Raw genomic sequence first — 16,288 nt, forward strand, 5'->3', positions numbered from 1 at the left:
TCTGGGGACCTGAACGGTTTTAATATCGCGGTCGACCCCGCCGCGTGGGAACGGCGAACCGTCGCGACCCGACCGCGACAACCCCGACCGCGACGAGAAATATCTCTTCGCGTTCCTCCTGCTGCGGTGGGTCGTCGACAACGAGCGCACGGTCGCCGACGTGGCGCCCGGTCTCGGTCCGGCCTCTTGGACCGGCGCGGCGCCCGCCAACGACTGATCGACCGTGGCGCGGTCGCCGTCGCTCTCGGAGGTCCTTTTCGCCGCTTCGTGCCCGCAAGCCGCCGGCACGGCCACCGAGAGCAAAGCGCTAAACCCGCGGCCGCGGTGAGACGAGACATGAAACAGGCCATCGTCGCCCGGACGGACATCGGGATGGGCGAGGGGAAGCTCGCCGCGCAGGTCGCGCACGCGTCGCTGTCGGCCTACCAGGACGCGGGCAAGCGAGCGCGGAAGAAGTGGCAGGGCGAGGGACAGAAGAAGGTCGTCCTCAAGGGTGACTCCGAGAGCCAGCTGTTCGAACTCGCCGACAAGGCGGACAAGGAGGGGCTCCCGTACGCGATCGTCCGCGACGCCGGCCACACCCAACTGGAGCCCGGCACCGTCACCGCGCTCGCGGTCGGGCCGGCCCGCGACGACAGCGTCGACCGCGTCACCGGCGACCTCTCGCTGTACTGAATGGCTCCCGAGCACACCCTCCGCGAGGCGCATCCGACCGAGCGCGCGGTCGGCATCGAGTACTACGTCAGCGACGCCGACGGGATCGGCGGGCGACTCCGCGAGTCGCCAGAGGACTTCCGGGTCCGGGAGCTGGAGGCGTTCGATGCGGAGCCGCTCGACGCCGACACCGGAAGCTACCCCGAGCTGGTGATCCGGGCGACGCTCCGCGACTGGGACACGAACGACTTCGCGCGCCGGCTCTCGGACGCGCTCGGTGTCAGCCGCGAGCGCGTCTCGTGGGCGGGGACGAAGGACAAGCGCGCCGTGACCACGCAGCTGTTCACGGTCCGCGGGGTCGACGCCGAGGACCTCCCCGAGATCCGCGGCGCCGAGGTCGAGGCGCTCGGCCGGGCGGGGCGGAGCCTCTCGTTCGGCGACCTCGCCGGCAACGCCTTCGAGATCCGGGTCGCGGACGCGGTCGAGGACGCCCCCGAGCGCGTCGCCGCCGCGGTTCGTGACCTCCGGTGGTTCGCGGGCGGCGACGACGTGGGAGACCTCCCCGCCGCCGAGCGGGAGTTCCCGATCGGCGCGACCGTCGGCGTCCCGAACTACTTCGGCCAGCAGCGGTTCGGCAGCCGGCGACCGGTCACGCACGTCGTCGGACTCGCGATCGCCCGGAACGACCCCCGCGAGGCGGTCCGGCTGTACGCCGGCAATCCGTCGGAGACGGAGCCGGACGACACCAGAGCCGCGCGCGACCGCGTCGACGCCGCGTTCGGGGTGGACGACGCAGTCGCGGACGGCGTCGCCGACTCGGACGCGGCCGGAGGGGCCGAACGCTCCGCCGCTGACGGCACGGGCGACGGCGACTGGGCTGCCTGCCTCGACGCGATCCCCGGCAAGCTCCGGTTCGAGCGCTCGATGGTCCACCGGCTCGCGGACCGCGGCGTCGCCCCCGACGCGCCGGCGGACCACGACGACTGGTGGCACGCGCTGGAGGCCGTCCCCTCGAACCTCCAGCGGCTGTTCGTCAACGCCGCGCAGTCGTTCTGCTTCAACCGGTTCGTCAGCGAGCGGCTGCGACGGGGACTCCCGTTCGACCGTCCGGTCGCGGGCGACGTGGTCTGTTTCGCCGACGGCGACGCGCCCGAGGAGCTGTACGCGCCGGACACCGACCGGCTTCAGCGGGTCGACGCCGACCGGGTCGACGTCGTCTCGCGGCACTGCGAGCGCGGGCGAGCGTTCGTCACCGCGCCGCTCGTCGGCACCGAGACGGAACTCGGCGACGGCGAACCCGGAGAGATCGAGCGCGAGGTCCTCGCCGACGTCGGGGTCGAGCCGGGCGACTTCGCGCTCCCCGGAGAGTTCGACTCCCGCGGCACCCGGCGGGCGATTCTCCTCCGTACTGACCTCGACGTGACGTTCGAGGGCGGGGACCCCCGGTTCGGGTTCGCGCTCCCGAGCGGCTCGTACGCGACCGTGCTGCTCCGGGAGTTCACGAAGCGCGGCCCACTCGACCTCTGATCGATCCACATCCGTGTACTACTGAACGAATTCAGCGGTCGAAACCACCACGATACTGCCAGCCGTTCCGAGGCGCTTTTGTGCGGGAACCGTCAATCGGGGCCATGACCCGGATCGTCGTTATCGACCTCCACGGCCAGTTCACGCACCTCGAACGGCGGGCGCTCCGCGACCTCGGCGTCGATACCGAGATAATCTCGGCGGAGACGCCGGCCGACGAGGTCGAGGCGGACGGGATCGTCCTCTCGGGCGGCCCGGACATGGACCGCGTCGGCAACGCCCCGGACTACCTCGACGGCGACGTGCCCGTGCTCGGGATCTGCCTCGGGATCGCAGCTGATCGCCAGCGAACTCGACGGCGCGGTCGGCGAGGGCGACTACGGCGGCTACGCCGACGTCGACGTCGAGATCGTCGACGACAAGGACCCGCTCGTCGGTTCGCTCGCGCCGGAGACGCGCGTCTGGGCCTCCCACGCCGACGAGGTGACGGAGCTTCCCGACGGGTTCGCCCGCACCGCCACCTCCGACGTCTGCGGCATCGAGGCGATGGCCGACCCGGACGCGGGGCTGTACGGCGTCCAGTGGCACCCGGAGGTCGCGCACACGGAGCGCGGCGAGGAGGTCTTCGAGAACTTCGTCGCGATCTGCGAGTCGGCGTGAAGGCGAGTCGCTAACGCACGCGAACCGCACACCTACGGGTCGCGGTCGGGAAAGCGACGGGGAGCAAAAAGCATCGAGCGGCGAGCGCCTACGCTTCGAACAGTTCGTCGACGGCCTCGCCCGCGGTCTCGACCGCCTCCTGCGCGACCGCCTCCCGGTCCGGTTCGGCGTCCTCGGGCGCGTTGAGGTAGACGTCGACGTCGAGGACGCCCTCCTCGAACGTGACGGTGACGTCCAAGTCCGTGACCGTCGACTGGTCGTAGTGTTTGAACACGATCCCTTCGGCCGCCTCGGCCGCGGTGCGAACGACCTCGTCGTCGCTCGGCTCCGCGTCCGCCGCGGCCGCCTCGGAACCGTCGGTTCCGTCGTCGGTCACGGCCTTACGCGCCGCCGGCGCCCGGGCCGCCCGGTCCCATCGGGCCGCCGCCGCCCGCGCCGCCCTGGAGCATCTGCTGGAGCTCGCTCTGGAGTTCGTCGAACTGCTCTTCGACGCGCTCCTCCTGCTTTTCGAGCTGCTCGGCGCGGACTTCGAGCGAGTCGACCTTGTTCTCGAGGTCGTCGTAGGCGGACTCGTAGTCCGTCTCGACGAGGACCTCGCCGATCTCTCGGTACATGCCCGCGTCCTCGTCGACGTCTTCGAGGGCGTCGAGGGCGGTCTTCGACTCGTTGAGCGCGCTCTGGGCCTGCTCCCGCTGCTCGGCGACCTGCTGTGCGGTCTCCTGAAGCTCCTGCAGTTCCTCTATCTTCTCCTGTGCCTCGGGCGGCATGTTCCCTTGCATGGGCGGAACGAGGCGGCCCGGACGGAAAAACCCCCGACTTCTCCGACGACGAGCGGTCCGGGCGGGACAGCCCCGGAGACGGGTGTTATCGACGGTGACGCGGTGGAATTATTCGCCTCCCGCACCGACGCGCTCGGCGACGCCGACCAGGCGCGACCAGCTGTTGACGCCGGCGCGGAGGGCCACGAGGTCGTCGGCGAGCACGCGGACCCGGACCGCGTCGCCCTCGCGGTCGACGGTCGCGGTCGAGCGGGCGTCGTCGATCTCGCCGACCTCGGGACCGAGGGCGTCGGCTACGACGCGGGCGCGTCGCTCGGAGGGGTAGGTGAAGGATAGGACCGTCTCGTGTGCGCGCGTCGCCGTCACGGTCCGGTGGAGGGGAAAGACGGCGTTACTCGACGTCGACTTCCTTGATGTCGCCGCCGCGCTCCTTCAGGAGGACGCGGTGGCCGCAGTACGGGCAGCGCACGCCGCCGTACTCGTCGAGGGTGACGTCGCGCTTACAGCGGGAGCACTTGTAGCTCATGACCTATTCCTCGTCGGCGAGCGCGGCGCGGATGGAGCGGCGGACGGTGCGACCGCCGGGCGTCTCGGGACGGTACGCGCCGCCCGTGAACGTCTCGCCGGTCTCCTCGTTGACCCAGATGCCGGTACCCTTGCGCGTGACGTCGTCGCCGTCGACGGTCGCGTTGCGCATCTCCGCTTCGATGTCCTGGACCCGCTTGCGGGCGACTCGGCCGTAGCGGGCGCCGAATCGGCCCGCGCTGCCGGTGCTTCGAGCCTTGTCCTCAGCCATAGTAGCCACTTCTACCGCCAGCGCAGGTAAAAAGGCTGCGAGTTGCGGCGGTCGGAAACACCCGCGGCGACGATGGAACACGGGTGATGGAAGTGGTGGCGCGTGCCGACGAGCGCCCGCAGGGCGCGAGTCGCACGCGCGAGGTCGCCGGCGCTACGCGCCGGCTGACGAGGTTGGGGAGGCGTGAGGCGCGGTTGCTGTGCTGTGCGGGGTGGGACTCAAAGGGGCAGCCGTGAGGCGGGCGCAGGCGATGTAAGGACCGCAAGGAGGGAGCGTCAGCGACCGACTGAGGACCGCAACGAGCGTGCGCCCGCCTCACGGCTGGGGCTTTGGAGGCGTTTTCCACCGATCCGCAGTCGGCCACGTATCGCCGAGCGGCTGGGGATTTGGCGGTGTTCGTCGCCGTCTCACCGTCACGTCTTATAAACACGGCCGCGTATCGACCGCAACACATTTCACAACCAAGTAATACTACTAAGTTGTATGGACGGATTCAACGGCTTCGCGGACGTGAGCGAGACCGACGTAACGAGAGCGATCGGCACCGAGTGGACCGACGGGTTCCTCGAGTTCACCGACTCGGAAGTGATCATCCTCGGCGGCGGTCCCTCCGGCCTGATGGCCGCGAAGGAGCTGGCCGAGCGCGGCGTGAAGGTGATGATCGTCGAGAAGAACAACTACCTCGGCGGCGGGTTCTGGCTCGGCGGGTTTCTGATGAACACCGTGACCGTCAGAGACCCCGCACAGGAGATCCTCGACGACCTCGACGTGGACTACGATCCGGTCGAGGACGTCGACGGGCTCTACACCGCCCCCGGCCCCGAGGCCTGCTCCGGGCTGATCAAGGCGGCCTGCGACGCCGGCGCGCGCGTCCAGAACATGACCGAGTTCACCGACCTCGTCGTCCGCGAGGACCACCGGGTCGGCGGCATCGTGATGAACTGGACGCCGGTCCACGCGCTCCCGCGCGAGATCACCTGCGTCGACCCCATCGCGGTCGAGTCCGACCTCGTCATCGACGCGACCGGCCACGACGCGGTCGCGATCAGCAAGCTCGACGAGCGCGGCGTCCTCTCGGCGCCCGGCATCGAGCACGCGAAGGAGCACAACACCGGCATGGACCAGACCGGCGACGGCGAGTACGGCGCGCCCGGCCACGACTCGCCCGGCCACGACTCGATGTGGGTCGGCGAGAGCGAGGACGCCGTGGTCGAGCACACCGGCGTCGTCCACGACGGCCTGATCGCCTCGGGCATGGCGGTCGCGACCGCACACGGTCTCCCGCGGATGGGACCGACGTTCGGCGCGATGCTCGTTTCCGGCAAGCGCGCCGCGCAGTCCGCCCTCGACGAGCTGGAGGTGGACGCGCCCGAGGTGAGCCTCTCGACCGGCAGCGCGCCCGCCCCCGCCGACGACTGATAAACAAATCTACCGGACGGGCAAAACCGCAGTCGCTCGTATATAGGTCACCGGTGACGCGCCGGCAACCTCCCCTCCAAAGCTCCAGTCCCCCGGTGATACGTGATTGCTGTTGGCCGGGAGACCGCCAAAGCCCCAGTCGCGAGGCGGGCGCACGCTCGCTGTCGTTCGAAAGGCGCGGAGCGCCTTTCGTGATGTCGTCAGAACGCGTCGCGTTCTGACTGCTAGCCGGAAATCTCCGATTTCCGGCGATGACGAGAGAGCGAAGCTCTCTCGAACCACGCTCCTCGCTCAGTCGCTGCCGCTCCTTCGCTGCGGTGCTTACGTCGTCATCAGAACGCTTCGCGTTCTGATTGGCTCACGAGAGCTTCGCTCTCGTGAACGCCTGCGCCCGCCTCGTGACTGCCCCTTTGAGTCCCACCCCGCACAGCACCGCGACCGCGCCTCACGCCTCCCCAGCCTCGCGGTTCGCTCCGGGCTCCCTTCGGTCGCCCGTCGCTCACCGCGTCCCTCGCGCGTGCTCCTCGCGGCCGCCTTCGGCGGCCACTCGGAGGCACGCGCCGACCGCTTCGTCTGTTTATAAACAGTCGCCGCACACCGGATCCGAAACCCGCGGCGCGACCGTTCGTTCACGAACGTTGACTCGGGAGCGACGCAACCGGATGCCTTTTTCCGGCCATGCGCCGAAGCCGCCGATATGCGAAACGCCAAGATCGTCTGTACGATCGGTCCCGCCTCGGACGACCGGGACACGATCCGCGGCCTCGCGGACGCGGGGATGTCCGTCGTCCGACTCAACGCCAGCCACGGAACGACCGACCACCGAGAGACCGTAATCGAGCGCGCCCGCGCCGTCGACGACGAGATCGACGACCCGCTCGCGGTGATGGTCGACCTGAAGGGACCTGAGGTCCGGACCGCCGAGCTGGAGGAACCGATCCAGCTCGCGACCGGGTCCGAGGTGACCTTCGTCGAGGGCGACGACGCCACTCCCGAGCGCGTCGGTCTCACCCACTCCATCGCGGCCGCCGGGCCGGGCGACACGATCCTGCTCGACGACGGCCGGATCGAGTGCCGCGTCGAGCGCGTCGACGGCGAGTCCGTGGTTGCGACCGTCCTCTCCGGCGGGAAGCTCAGCTCGCGGAAGGGCGTGAATCTCCCGGGCGTCGCCATCGACGTCGACCTGATCACCCCCGAGGACGAGGCCGAACTCGACCTCGCGGCCCGGACCGACGCGGACTTCGTGGCCGCCTCCTTCGTGCGCGATGGCGACGACGTGTACAAGATCGCCGACGAGCTGGAGGCCCGCGGCGGCGGCGACATCCCGATCGTCGCGAAGATCGAACGCGCCGGCGCGGTCGAGAACCTTGAGGAGATCGTCGACGCCGCCGACGGCGTGATGGTCGCCCGCGGCGACCTCGGCGTCGAGTGCCCGCTGGAGGACGTGCCGGTGATCCAGAAGCGGATCATCCGGACCTGCGTCAACGAGGGCGTCCCCGTCATCACCGCGACGGAGATGCTCGACTCGATGGTCTCCTCGCGGCGGCCGACCCGCGCGGAGGCCTCCGACGTGGCCAACGCCGTCCTCGACGGCACCGACGCCGTGATGCTCTCGGGCGAGACCGCCATCGGCGAGGACCCCGTCAACGTCGTCGAGACGATGGACCGGATCGTCCGCCAGGTCGAGTCCAGCGACGAGTACGCGGAGACGCGCGAACAGCGCGTCCCGACCGCGGACGAGGGGTCGCGTACGGAGGCGCTGGCGCGCTCGGCGCGCTACCTCGCGCGCGACATCGGCGCCTCGACGGTGGTCGCGGTCTCCGAGTCCGGCTTCACCGCGCGCAAGACCGCCATGTTCCGCCCGGGCGTCCCGGTCGTTGCGACGACGCCGAACGACCGCGTCCGCCGCCAGCTCGCGCTCTCGTGGGGCGTCCGCCCCGTGCTGACGGAGTACGCGCACGACATGGAGGGGATCCTCGACAACGCGGTCGACGCCGCGCTCGACCGCGGCGGGGCCGAGTCGGGGGACACCCTCGTCGTCCTCTCCGGAATGCTCACCGAGTTCGAGGGGACGAACACGACGAACACCCTGAAGGTTCACATCGCCGCCGAGACGCTCGTGACCGGCAAGGCGGTCGTCGCCGGCCACGTCTCTGCGCCGGTCCACCGCACCGAAGACGGCGACATCGACGCGCTGCCGGACGGCTCCGTCGTCGCGCTCGGTCCCGACTTCGACGAGGAGTTCTCCGGCGACCTCGACCGGATCGCCGGGGTCATCGACGCCCGCGAGGGGATGACCGGCTACCCCGCCGTAGTCGCCCGCGAACTCGGCGTCCCGATGGTCTCCGGCGCCCGACTACCCGACTCGGTCGCGGACGGGACCACGGTGACCGTCGACGGCGAGCGCGGCGTCGTGTACGACGGCGACGTGATCGCCGCCGCCCGGAAGCGGTAGACCCCCTGTCGGCCGGAGATCGCACCCGCCAGACGGCGCCCGCACCCGGCGGACGGCGACCGCGCCCGCCAGCCATTTATCGCGGAACCGCGTACGGGCGTCCATGAGCGACGAATCCGGCGACGGTGCCCGCGACGGGAGTTCGAGCGCCGACGCCGGCGACGAGACCGCGCGCCCCGGCGACGACGCCTCGGTCTCCGGCGAGAGGAGTCGGGCCAACGACGCCGGCAACGAGACCGCGGACGACGAGAGCGAGTGGCGCTTCTCGGTCGACGACGTCGGCCCGGACGGCGTCACCGAAGACACCGCCACGCCGGCGGACGAGCCGATAGAGCCGGGCGACGTCGAGCTCGAACACGCGGCGTTCGTCGTCCTCGGGGTGGCGCTCACCGTCGGCGTGCTGCTGGTTGGGTTCTGAACGCGGGCACCGCCGGCCGGGGCGATCCACGCCGGCGAGCGTCGACGACTCAAGGGACGCCGCGGCCGCGCTCACCATCACTTATCAGGCCGCGGCCGTAGGACAGGATATGGACGCGCTCGTACAGTCCGGGCTCCTCTCTCCGGACACTCTCCCGCTTTTGCTCCTGACAGCGGGGCTGTTGCTCTCGATGGCCGAGGCGCTCGCGCCGGGAGCGAACTTCATCGTCGTCGGCATCGCGCTCATCGGCGCGGGACTCGGGGGGCTACTACTGACCGCGTTCGGCGTCGCCGGCGCCCTCCTCACGCTTTTCATGGCGGTGCTGACGCTCGTGTTCGGCGCCGCCGCCTTCTACGGCTACCACGAGTTCGACCTCTACGGCGGGAAGGGCCAACAACAGACCACCGACAGCGACTCGCTGAAGGGGAAGACGGGGACCGTCACGGAGCGGGTGACACCCACCGGCGGCGAGGTGAAACTCGCCGGCGGCGGCTTCAATCCCCACTACTCCGCCCGGTCGATAGACGGCGAGATCGACGAGGGCGAGGAGGTGATGGTCGTCGACCCCGGCGGCGGCAACGTCGTCACCGTCGAGTCGATGGGGTACGTCGAGGACGACATCGACCGCGAACTGGCCGCCGACCGCGCCCGGAAGGCCGCCGCGAGCGAGGCCGAGACCGCGGAGGGCGGCGGCGACCGCGACGCCGACGCGAGCGACCGCGACGCCGATCCGGAGACCGAACTCGAACGGGAATGACGCCGTCTGAGCGGAACGCCGGTTCCGGTCCCCCCGCGAGCGAAAAAACACTTGTCCGTCGGCCGAGACCGTCCGGTCATGCCCTCCCCGCTCGCCGCGCTCGCGAGTCTGCCCGGTAGCGTCCTCGACCGCGTTCGCGACGCCTTCGGCTCCCCTCGATCCGGGGCCGTCGCGGTCGCGATGCTGGTCGTCGTCACGATCGGCACCACCGTCGGGATCCTCGCGCTCGGAGCGGTCTTCGACGCGACAGTCGACCAGCAGATCACCGTCGATAACCCCGATCGGCCCCCGGAGTCGACGTGCGAGACGTTCGGGGACGACTCCGATTCCGTGCTCGCTGACCAGTGCGACGAGCCGAAGCAAATAGAGGTCGACGCGGGGGAGGAGCTGCGCGACGCCGCGAGCGGCTACATCCACTACGGCCTGCTGGGCGTGCCGCTCTGGTGGATCATGTTCGCGCTCGCGCTCCACGTCGGGGCGCTCGTCGCCGGCGGCTCCGGCTCCGTCGGCGACTCCTTCGTGATCGCGGGGTGGGCGATCGGCGTCGAGCTGCTCCGGCTCGCCGTCGGGCTCGCCGCGATCTGGTACGCGCTCTCGAACGCGGCGATCGCGGGGTCGACGTTCGACGCGCTCACGAGCGACATCGTCGCCGCGATCACGGGCGCAACGGGACCGCTGCTGGTCGCGTCCGCGGTCGGGATCGCGATCCAGTGGGTCGTTGTCGTCGGCGGGCTGGAGGCCGAACACGACCTCAGTCGCGGGGCGGCGGCGGGCGTGGCGACGTTCTTCGCCGCGATCGCGCTGTTGCTCGCGGCGGTCTAAACGCCGACGGATTGCCCGCGACCGCGGATTCGGGAGTTTTTAACCCGCCGGCGCTCCCCCTCTCGGTATGATCCTGTCGGACGCCGACATCCTCGACCGGCTCGCCGAGGGCGACCTCGCGATCGAGCCGCTCGACGACGTCGATCAGCAGGTCCAGCCCGCGAGCGTCGACCTGCGGCTCGGCGAGCGGTTCCTGGAGTTCCAGCGCACCAACATCCCCTGTATCCACCCGACCGACGCGGGCGAGGTGAGCGAGTACGTCACGGAGACGACCGTCCCCGAGGGCGACGAGTTCATCCTCCACCCCGGGGACTTCGTCCTCGGGACGACCGTCGAGCGCGTCTCGATCCCGGACGACCTGGTCGCGCACGTCGAGGGGCGCTCCTCGCTCGGCCGGCTCGCCATCGTCGTCCACGCGACCGCGGGCCTGTGCGACCCGGGCTACGAGGGGCAGATCACCCTCGAACTCTCGAACCTCGGGACCGCCCCGGTGGCGCTCTCCCCGGGCATGCGCGTGTCGCAGCTCACCTTCACGGAGCTGAAACGCCCCGCCGAGCGCCCGTACGGGGCCGAGCGCGGCTCCAAGTACCAGGGGCAGGACGGGCCGCAGGCCTCCCGGATCGGCGACGACCCCGAGTTCGCGGGCGAGAGCGGCGGCGGGCGTGCGGGACGTTCGGGGGGTGAAGACTGATGAGGTTCATCGAGGAGGTCGTCGTCGACGAGTTCCTGCCGACCGTCCGCTCGATGCTCGCGGAGGACCTCAGGGAACGGGGGTTCACCCAGCTGGAGGTCGCCGACGCGCTCGGCATCTCGCAGTCGGCGGTCTCGAAGTACGCCGCCGGCGACGTGGCCAGACACGACCGAATTGTCGCCGACGAGCGCGTGCGCGAACTCGTCGAGCGCGTCGGCGAGGGGCTGGCGAGCGGCGACCTCACCCCGGTGGCCGCACTCGTCGAGATCGAGGTGTTGATCCGCCAGCTGGAGGAGGGCGACCTGCTCGCCGATCTCCACGAGGAGGCGATGCCCGCACTCGCCGACGCCGACGTGGAGTTCTCGGTCCACGACCCCGACAGCGGCCTCCGCGAGCGCGAGCGCGTCCTCACCTCGGTCCGACGGGGACTGCGGACCCTGACGAACGCCTCGGGGTTCGCCGGACTCATCCCGAACGTCGGCGCGAACGTCGCGGAGTGCCTCGCGGACGCGGCCACCGTCGACGATGTCGCCGCGGTCCCGGGTCGGCTCGTCGACGTGAAGGGCCGGGCGATGGTCCCCGGCGAGCCGGAGTTCGGCGTGAGCGAACACGTCGCGACGGTGTTGCTCGCGGCGCGCGAGGCGGGCGCGGACGTCCGGGGCGCGGTCAACCTCCGGTACGAACCCGAAACGGTCGACACCCTCGGCGCCGACCACCCGACGGTCGAGTTCGACGCCGAGCGACCGACCCGCGAGGCGGTCGCCGACGCGGTCGCGGCCGCCGACCTCCCGGCGAGCGGGGACGCGGAGACGCTCGTGCTGTACCAGACCGGCGCGGTCGGCGTCGAGCCGATCGTCTACGTCCTCGCGCCCACCGCGGCCGACGCGACGCGGATCGTCCGCGGGCTGATCTGAGCGGCAAGCGCCGTTTTCTGTCCGCTCGCTCTACTCGCCCGTCTCGGCCTCAATTCCCGCCTCCGCCTCGGTGTCCGTCTCCGCTTCACCATCCCTCTCGACCTCGACGCCCGTGACCTCGAACCGGGCGCCGCCCGTCGATCCTCCCGTCACCGCGATCGACCAGCCGTGCGCCTCGAAGATGTCGCGGACGATCGAGAGCCCGAGTCCCGTCCCCTCCTCCCGCGTCGTGAATCCGACATCGAAGACCTGCTCGCGGTCCGTCTCCGGGATGCCGGGGCCATCGTCCTCGACGTAGAACCCGTCGGGAAGCGGGCCGACCGTCACCGAGACCGGGCCGTCCACGTGATTTCGCGCGTTTCGAAAGAGGTTGTCGAGGGCCTGTCGGAGCCGCGCGCGGTCCGCGGTCAGCCGCGCGTCGCCGACGATCGAGACGGTCAGGTCTGGGTCCTCGATCGACTCCGCCGCGTCTCCGACGACCGCCGCGAGCGACACCGTCCGGAGATCGGTCACGGTGTCGCCGTGCTGGGAGAGCTGGAGCAGGTCCTCGAGGAAGTCGTTCATCCGCGAAACCGTGTCCCGGATCACGGTGAGGTGCTCGGGGTCGCCGGTGTCCTGCGCGAGTTCGGCGTAGCCGTCGATGACCGAGAGCGGGTTCCGGAGATCGTGCGAGACCACCGACGCGAACGAGTCCAGCCGCTCGTTCTTGCGTTCGAGCTCCAGACGCTGTCGTTCGAGCTCCGTCACGTCTCGGAGGAGAACGACCCAGCCGTACCGGGTCCCGCCGCGGTCGAGCGGGGACCGGGTCAGCTGGAGGTGCGCCTCCGTCCCCCGCTCGTCCGTCTCGACCGTCACGAGGACCGACTCGTCGGCGTCGAGACCGTCGAGGCCGCCGTACTCCGGGACGTGTTCCGAGAGCGGGGTGCCGAGCAGCCGTTCGCGCTCGCCGAAGAGCCGTTCGGTCGCGGAGTTCACGTCGGTGATCGAGCCGCTTCGGTCGAGGACGACGACCCCGTCGCCGATCTGCGACAGGACGACGCGCGACGCGATCGGCGTCAGGTCCAACAGCCGGTACCGGAACAGCGCGACCCCGAACAGCACGGTCGAGACCCCCAGCGAGACGGGCGTGAGGTTCACCTCGCCGACCGCGCCGAACGGCCCGACCGAGAGGATGTGAAGCACGTACATCGCGAGCGGGACGATCACCCCTGCCACCATCAGCCCGGCCTGCCGGCGGACGCGCCGCCCGGAGCGGAGCGACTCGGAGAGGATGAGCGCCACGCCGGCGGTCATGATCAGGTACGTGTACGCGAGGTTCAGCTGGTACAGCGGCCCTTTTTCAGTCTCGAGCAGCGCCGTCGTTCCCCGTGTGACAAGCGACACGTCGGTCAACACCAGCGAAGCAGGGTTCGTCAGGAAGGCGACGAGCAGCGCGGTCGGGATCGCGACCATCGCCGCGACGGAGACTCGGGTGAGGAGATCGGAGCGACCGGCGTAGCTCACCGCGAACGCGAGCCACGCCGGACCGACAAGGGTCGAGCCGACGTGTAACACTCCGTACGCCGCGAGCTTCGCGTCGAGCGTCGGCGCGGCCAGCTGGACGCCGTAGGCGCCGGCCCATACCGACGCCGAGACGCACACCGCGACGAAGGCGAGGACCGTCGGTGTCCGGTTCTCCTCGTCGACGGAGACGACGCCGTACAGACCCAACGCGAGCGTTGTCAGCGACGTGAGGAAAAGCAGAAGCGCGTACGGAGTCGTCTGCCAGTCCATTCGTGTTCGGTCGAACGGACGGCGGTTCGGTATTTAAAGTGGCGCCCGTGGTTACGCCCTGTGATAACGGTGTTCGAACCGTCGATCGCCGCTTTAACGCCCGGTCGTTCCCGCCGACGCCGACAGGTTTTAGCACTGACCGTTCGGATCGACGGACGTGACCCGATGCGGGCGCTTCGGTATGCGGATGCGCCTCTCCTAGCGGCGGGCGGACCCGTCGCGTCGCCGACGGCCGGTAGCGCGGCCGGCGCCGACGCCGCGGCGAATTCCGTCGCCTCTCGGCAGCGCCCGGACCGTCGAACCTCTCGCGGACCTCGATAGCGGCGACGCGCGATCCTCGCGGATCCGCGACGCTCGCCGGTCCCGAACCAGCGGGCTTTAGGCCCGTATCCACGACAACTCGATACACACACCACATGAGCCACGACGACTTCCCCACCGACCGTCCCGCGGTGGTGACCTGTGGACTGCCGTACGCCAACGGCGACCTCCACATCGGTCACCTCCGCACCTACGTCGGCGGCGACGTGTACAGCCGCGCGCTCGAACGACTCGGCCAGGAGACCGCGTTCGTCTCCGGCTCCGACATGCACGGCACCCCGGTCGCGGTCAACGCCGAGCAGGAGGGCGTCTCCCCCGAAAAATTCGCGCTCGACTGGCACGAGCAATACGCCGAGACGTTCCCGAAGTTCAACGTCGAGTTCGACAACTACGGCCACACCCACGACGAGACGAACACGGAGCTGACCCAGCAGCTCGTCCGCGACCTCGACGAGGCCGGCCATCTCTACGAGAAGGAGATCATGGTGGCGTACGACCCCGTCGACGACCAGTACCTCCCGGACCGCTACGTCGAGGGGACCTGCCCGTACTGCGGCGCGCACGCTCGCGGCGACGAGTGCGACGAGGGGTGCCAGCGCCACCTCGAACCCGGCGAGGTCGAAGAGCCCGAGTCGACGATCACCGGCAACCCCGCGGAGTACCGCGAGCGCACCCACAAGTTCTTCGCGGTCTCGGAGTTCTCGGAGTACCTCTCGGGCTTTCTCGACCGCCTCGAAGGCACCTCGAACGCCCGGAACCAGCCCCGCGAGTGGATCGAACAGGGGCTTCAGGACTGGTGTATCACCCGCGACATGGACTGGGGGATCGACTACCCCGGCGGCGAGGCGACGGAGTCGCCTCGGAAAGGCGGTGAAACCGCCGAACAGGATTTGGTCCTCTACGTCTGGGTCGACGCCCCGATCGAGTACATCGCCTCGACGAAGCAGTACTCCGAGCGCGTCGGAAGCGACGCGTTCGACTGGGAGGCGGCCTGGAAGGAGGGCGTCAGCGACGACCACCCCGAGGGCGGCGAGATCGTCCACGTGATCGGCCGCGACATCATCCAGCACCACACGATCTTCTGGCCCGCGATGCTGGAGGCAACCGACCACGCGGAGCCGCGCGCGGTGATGGCGAGCGGCTTCGTCACCCTCGACGGCAAGGGGTTCTCGACCAGCCGCGACCGCGCGGTCTGGGCCGACGAGTACCTCGAGGAGGGGTTCCACCCCGACCCGCTGCGCTACTACCTCGCGACCAACGGCGGGTTCCAGCAGGACGTGGACTTCTCGTGGGAGAAGTTCGCCGAGCGCGTCAACACCGAGCTGGTGGGGACCGTCGGCAACTTCCTCTACCGCTCGCTGCTGTTCGCCCACCGCAACTACGAGGACGGTCCCGACGCCGACGCCCCGAGCGACGACGTGGCGGCGCGGATCGACGAGGCGATCGACGACGTCGCGGCCGCCGTCAACGACTACTCGGTCCGGGCGCTGGGCGACGCCGTCACCGACCTCGCGCGGTTCGGCAACGAGTACATCCAGCGCAACGAGCCGTGGAAGCTCGTCGACGAGGACCCGGAGGCGGCCGAGCAGGTCATCTACGACTGCGTCGCGCTCGCGAAGGCGATCGCCGTCCTCTTCGAGCCGCTGGCGCCCGAGAAGAGCGAGCGCCTCTGGGAGCAGCTCGGCGAGCCGGGGTCGGTCCACGACGCGACGGTCGAGGCGGCCCGCGAGGGTCCCGCCGGCGACCTGAGCGAGCCGACCGAGCTGTTCGAGCAGATCGAAGACGAGCGCGTCGAGGCCTTGAACGAGAAGCTCGAAGCGCGCGTCGCCGAGTCGGAGGGCGACGACGAGGACGACGAGGAAAGCGAAACGGACGCTGACGAAGCCGACGACACCGACATGACCGACATCGAACCCCTCAGCGACGACCGCATCAGCTTCGACGAGTTCCAGGAACTGGACGTCCGCGTCGGCCGGATCGACGAGGCAGAGGGGATCGAGGGCGCCGACGACCTCGTGAAGCTCACCGTCGACCTCGGCGCGGAGACCCGGACGATCGTGGCGGGACTCAAGCAGCTCCACGACGTCGACGAACTCCCCGACACAAAGGTGATCGTGCTCGCGAACATGGAGAAGGCGGAGCTGTTCGGCGTCGAGTCGAACGGCATGGTCCTCGCGGCCGGCGAGGAGGCCGACCTCCTCACGACCTACGAGGACGCCGCGCCGGGCACGAAGGTGAAGTGAATAGGACGGCAGTGAACTGCGGCGGAGGGGTTTCTCGAAGTTTTATTTGACTGACCATC

At 70.0% G+C, this 16,288-nt stretch carries 16 protein-coding genes and 2 pseudogenes; 12 read left to right on the top strand and 6 right to left on the bottom strand.

The annotated features are described in order from the left end of the window. Window positions 1–97: 97 nt before the first annotated feature. The 4 genes and pseudogenes from ACODNG_RS04945 to ACODNG_RS04960 form a co-directional block, all read left to right on the top strand. Window positions 98–217, top strand: a pseudogene (locus tag ACODNG_RS04945) (capsular biosynthesis protein CpsH); the annotation flags it as partial. Window positions 218–336: 119 nt separating this feature from the next. Beyond that, window positions 337–675 carry a peptidyl-tRNA hydrolase Pth2 gene (gene pth2 / locus ACODNG_RS04950; protein WP_017342511.1) on the top strand — a complete coding sequence of 113 codons (339 nt, stop codon included), beginning with the start codon at window positions 337–339 and terminating at the stop codon, window positions 673–675. Continuing rightward, a complete protein-coding gene (gene truD / locus ACODNG_RS04955; RefSeq protein ID WP_434522666.1) occupies window positions 676–2,181 on the top strand; it encodes a tRNA pseudouridine(13) synthase TruD in 1,506 nt (501 codons plus the stop codon). Between the two features lie 104 nt (window positions 2,182–2,285). Then, window positions 2,286–2,841, top strand: a pseudogene (locus ACODNG_RS04960) (GMP synthase subunit A). An 88-nt stretch (window positions 2,842–2,929) separates the two neighbouring features. On the opposite strand, the gene ACODNG_RS04965 reads toward ACODNG_RS04960, so the two are convergent. The 5 genes from ACODNG_RS04965 to ACODNG_RS04985 form a co-directional block, all read right to left on the bottom strand. Next, the gene (locus tag ACODNG_RS04965) at window positions 2,930–3,217 is read right to left on the bottom strand and encodes a DUF3194 domain-containing protein (protein ID WP_434522667.1); all 288 of its coding nucleotides are present in this window, start codon (window positions 3,215–3,217) and stop codon (window positions 2,930–2,932) included. 4 nt (window positions 3,218–3,221) lie between these two features. Beyond that, complete coding sequence (locus ACODNG_RS04970) at window positions 3,222–3,608, bottom strand: prefoldin subunit beta (RefSeq protein ID WP_434523059.1); 387 nt, start codon at window positions 3,606–3,608, stop codon at window positions 3,222–3,224. Between the two features lie 120 nt (window positions 3,609–3,728). Next, window positions 3,729–3,986, bottom strand: coding sequence for a KEOPS complex subunit Pcc1 (locus tag ACODNG_RS04975; RefSeq protein ID WP_434522668.1), 258 nt, complete (start codon window positions 3,984–3,986; stop codon window positions 3,729–3,731). A gap of 25 nt (window positions 3,987–4,011) precedes the next feature. Then, complete coding sequence (locus ACODNG_RS04980; protein WP_007994536.1) at window positions 4,012–4,146, bottom strand: DNA-directed RNA polymerase subunit P; 135 nt, start codon at window positions 4,144–4,146, stop codon at window positions 4,012–4,014. Window positions 4,147–4,149: 3 nt separating this feature from the next. Beyond that, a complete protein-coding gene (locus ACODNG_RS04985; protein ID WP_048078289.1) occupies window positions 4,150–4,416 on the bottom strand; it encodes a 50S ribosomal protein L37 in 267 nt (88 codons plus the stop codon). A gap of 483 nt (window positions 4,417–4,899) precedes the next feature. Here ACODNG_RS04985 and ACODNG_RS04990 point away from each other — a divergent pair, with 483 nt between their 5' ends. From ACODNG_RS04990 to ACODNG_RS05020, 7 genes are all read left to right on the top strand, one after another. Next, a complete protein-coding gene (locus tag ACODNG_RS04990) occupies window positions 4,900–5,835 on the top strand; it encodes a thiazole biosynthesis protein (protein ID WP_434522669.1) in 936 nt (311 codons plus the stop codon). Window positions 5,836–6,532: 697 nt separating this feature from the next. After that, window positions 6,533–8,290 carry a pyruvate kinase gene (gene pyk, locus ACODNG_RS04995; RefSeq protein ID WP_434522670.1) on the top strand — a complete coding sequence of 586 codons (1,758 nt, stop codon included), beginning with the start codon at window positions 6,533–6,535 and terminating at the stop codon, window positions 8,288–8,290. A 103-nt stretch (window positions 8,291–8,393) separates the two neighbouring features. Continuing rightward, window positions 8,394–8,708, top strand: coding sequence for a DUF7312 domain-containing protein (locus ACODNG_RS05000; RefSeq protein ID WP_434522671.1), 315 nt, complete (start codon window positions 8,394–8,396; stop codon window positions 8,706–8,708). A gap of 109 nt (window positions 8,709–8,817) precedes the next feature. Then, window positions 8,818–9,465 (top strand): NfeD family protein, encoded by a 648-nt coding sequence (locus ACODNG_RS05005; protein WP_434522672.1) that lies wholly within the window; start codon window positions 8,818–8,820, stop codon window positions 9,463–9,465. Window positions 9,466–9,543: 78 nt separating this feature from the next. Further along, on the top strand, window positions 9,544–10,287 hold the full coding sequence (locus ACODNG_RS05010) for a YIP1 family protein (protein ID WP_434522673.1): 744 nt from the start codon (window positions 9,544–9,546) through the stop codon (window positions 10,285–10,287). A 67-nt stretch (window positions 10,288–10,354) separates the two neighbouring features. Continuing rightward, the gene (dcd, locus tag ACODNG_RS05015; protein ID WP_434522674.1) at window positions 10,355–10,978 is read left to right on the top strand and encodes a dCTP deaminase; all 624 of its coding nucleotides are present in this window, start codon (window positions 10,355–10,357) and stop codon (window positions 10,976–10,978) included. Next, the gene (locus ACODNG_RS05020) at window positions 10,978–11,892 is read left to right on the top strand and encodes a thiamine-phosphate synthase family protein (RefSeq protein ID WP_434522675.1); all 915 of its coding nucleotides are present in this window, start codon (window positions 10,978–10,980) and stop codon (window positions 11,890–11,892) included. Before dcd ends, ACODNG_RS05020 begins: the two co-directional genes overlap by 1 nt. Before the next feature lie 30 nt (window positions 11,893–11,922). On the opposite strand, the gene ACODNG_RS05025 is transcribed toward ACODNG_RS05020, so the two are convergent. After that, a complete protein-coding gene (locus ACODNG_RS05025; RefSeq protein WP_434522676.1) occupies window positions 11,923–13,665 on the bottom strand; it encodes a histidine kinase N-terminal 7TM domain-containing protein in 1,743 nt (580 codons plus the stop codon). 416 nt (window positions 13,666–14,081) lie between these two features. Here ACODNG_RS05025 and metG point away from each other — a divergent pair, with 416 nt between their 5' ends. Beyond that, window positions 14,082–16,229, top strand: a complete 2,148-nt coding sequence (gene metG, locus ACODNG_RS05030) for a methionine--tRNA ligase (RefSeq protein WP_434522677.1) — start codon at window positions 14,082–14,084, stop codon at window positions 16,227–16,229. Window positions 16,230–16,288 lie beyond the last annotated feature (59 nt).

The sequence above is a fragment of the Halorubrum sp. AS12 genome (assembly GCF_051122765.1).
Taxonomy (GTDB): Archaea; Halobacteriota; Halobacteria; order Halobacteriales; family Haloferacaceae; genus Halorubrum; species Halorubrum trapanicum.

Coding starts and splice junctions, on each gene's coding strand:
- metG (WP_434522677.1), top strand. CDS start 14,082: ATGAGCCACGACGACTTCCCCACCGACCGTCCCGCGGTGGTGACCTGT.
- pth2 (WP_017342511.1), top strand. CDS start 337: ATGAAACAGGCCATCGTCGCCCGGACGGACATCGGGATGGGCGAGGGG.
- ACODNG_RS05000 (WP_434522671.1), top strand. CDS start 8,394: ATGAGCGACGAATCCGGCGACGGTGCCCGCGACGGGAGTTCGAGCGCC.
- ACODNG_RS04980 (WP_007994536.1), bottom strand. CDS start 4,146: ATGAGCTACAAGTGCTCCCGCTGTAAGCGCGACGTCACCCTCGACGAG.
- pyk (WP_434522670.1), top strand. CDS start 6,533: ATGCGAAACGCCAAGATCGTCTGTACGATCGGTCCCGCCTCGGACGAC.
- ACODNG_RS05005 (WP_434522672.1), top strand. CDS start 8,818: ATGGACGCGCTCGTACAGTCCGGGCTCCTCTCTCCGGACACTCTCCCG.
- dcd (WP_434522674.1), top strand. CDS start 10,355: ATGATCCTGTCGGACGCCGACATCCTCGACCGGCTCGCCGAGGGCGAC.
- ACODNG_RS04990 (WP_434522669.1), top strand. CDS start 4,900: ATGGACGGATTCAACGGCTTCGCGGACGTGAGCGAGACCGACGTAACG.
- ACODNG_RS05025 (WP_434522676.1), bottom strand. CDS start 13,665: ATGGACTGGCAGACGACTCCGTACGCGCTTCTGCTTTTCCTCACGTCG.
- ACODNG_RS04970 (WP_434523059.1), bottom strand. CDS start 3,608: ATGCCGCCCGAGGCACAGGAGAAGATAGAGGAACTGCAGGAGCTTCAG.
- ACODNG_RS04985 (WP_048078289.1), bottom strand. CDS start 4,416: ATGGCTGAGGACAAGGCTCGAAGCACCGGCAGCGCGGGCCGATTCGGC.
- truD (WP_434522666.1), top strand. CDS start 676: ATGGCTCCCGAGCACACCCTCCGCGAGGCGCATCCGACCGAGCGCGCG.
- ACODNG_RS05010 (WP_434522673.1), top strand. CDS start 9,544: ATGCCCTCCCCGCTCGCCGCGCTCGCGAGTCTGCCCGGTAGCGTCCTC.
- ACODNG_RS05020 (WP_434522675.1), top strand. CDS start 10,978: ATGAGGTTCATCGAGGAGGTCGTCGTCGACGAGTTCCTGCCGACCGTC.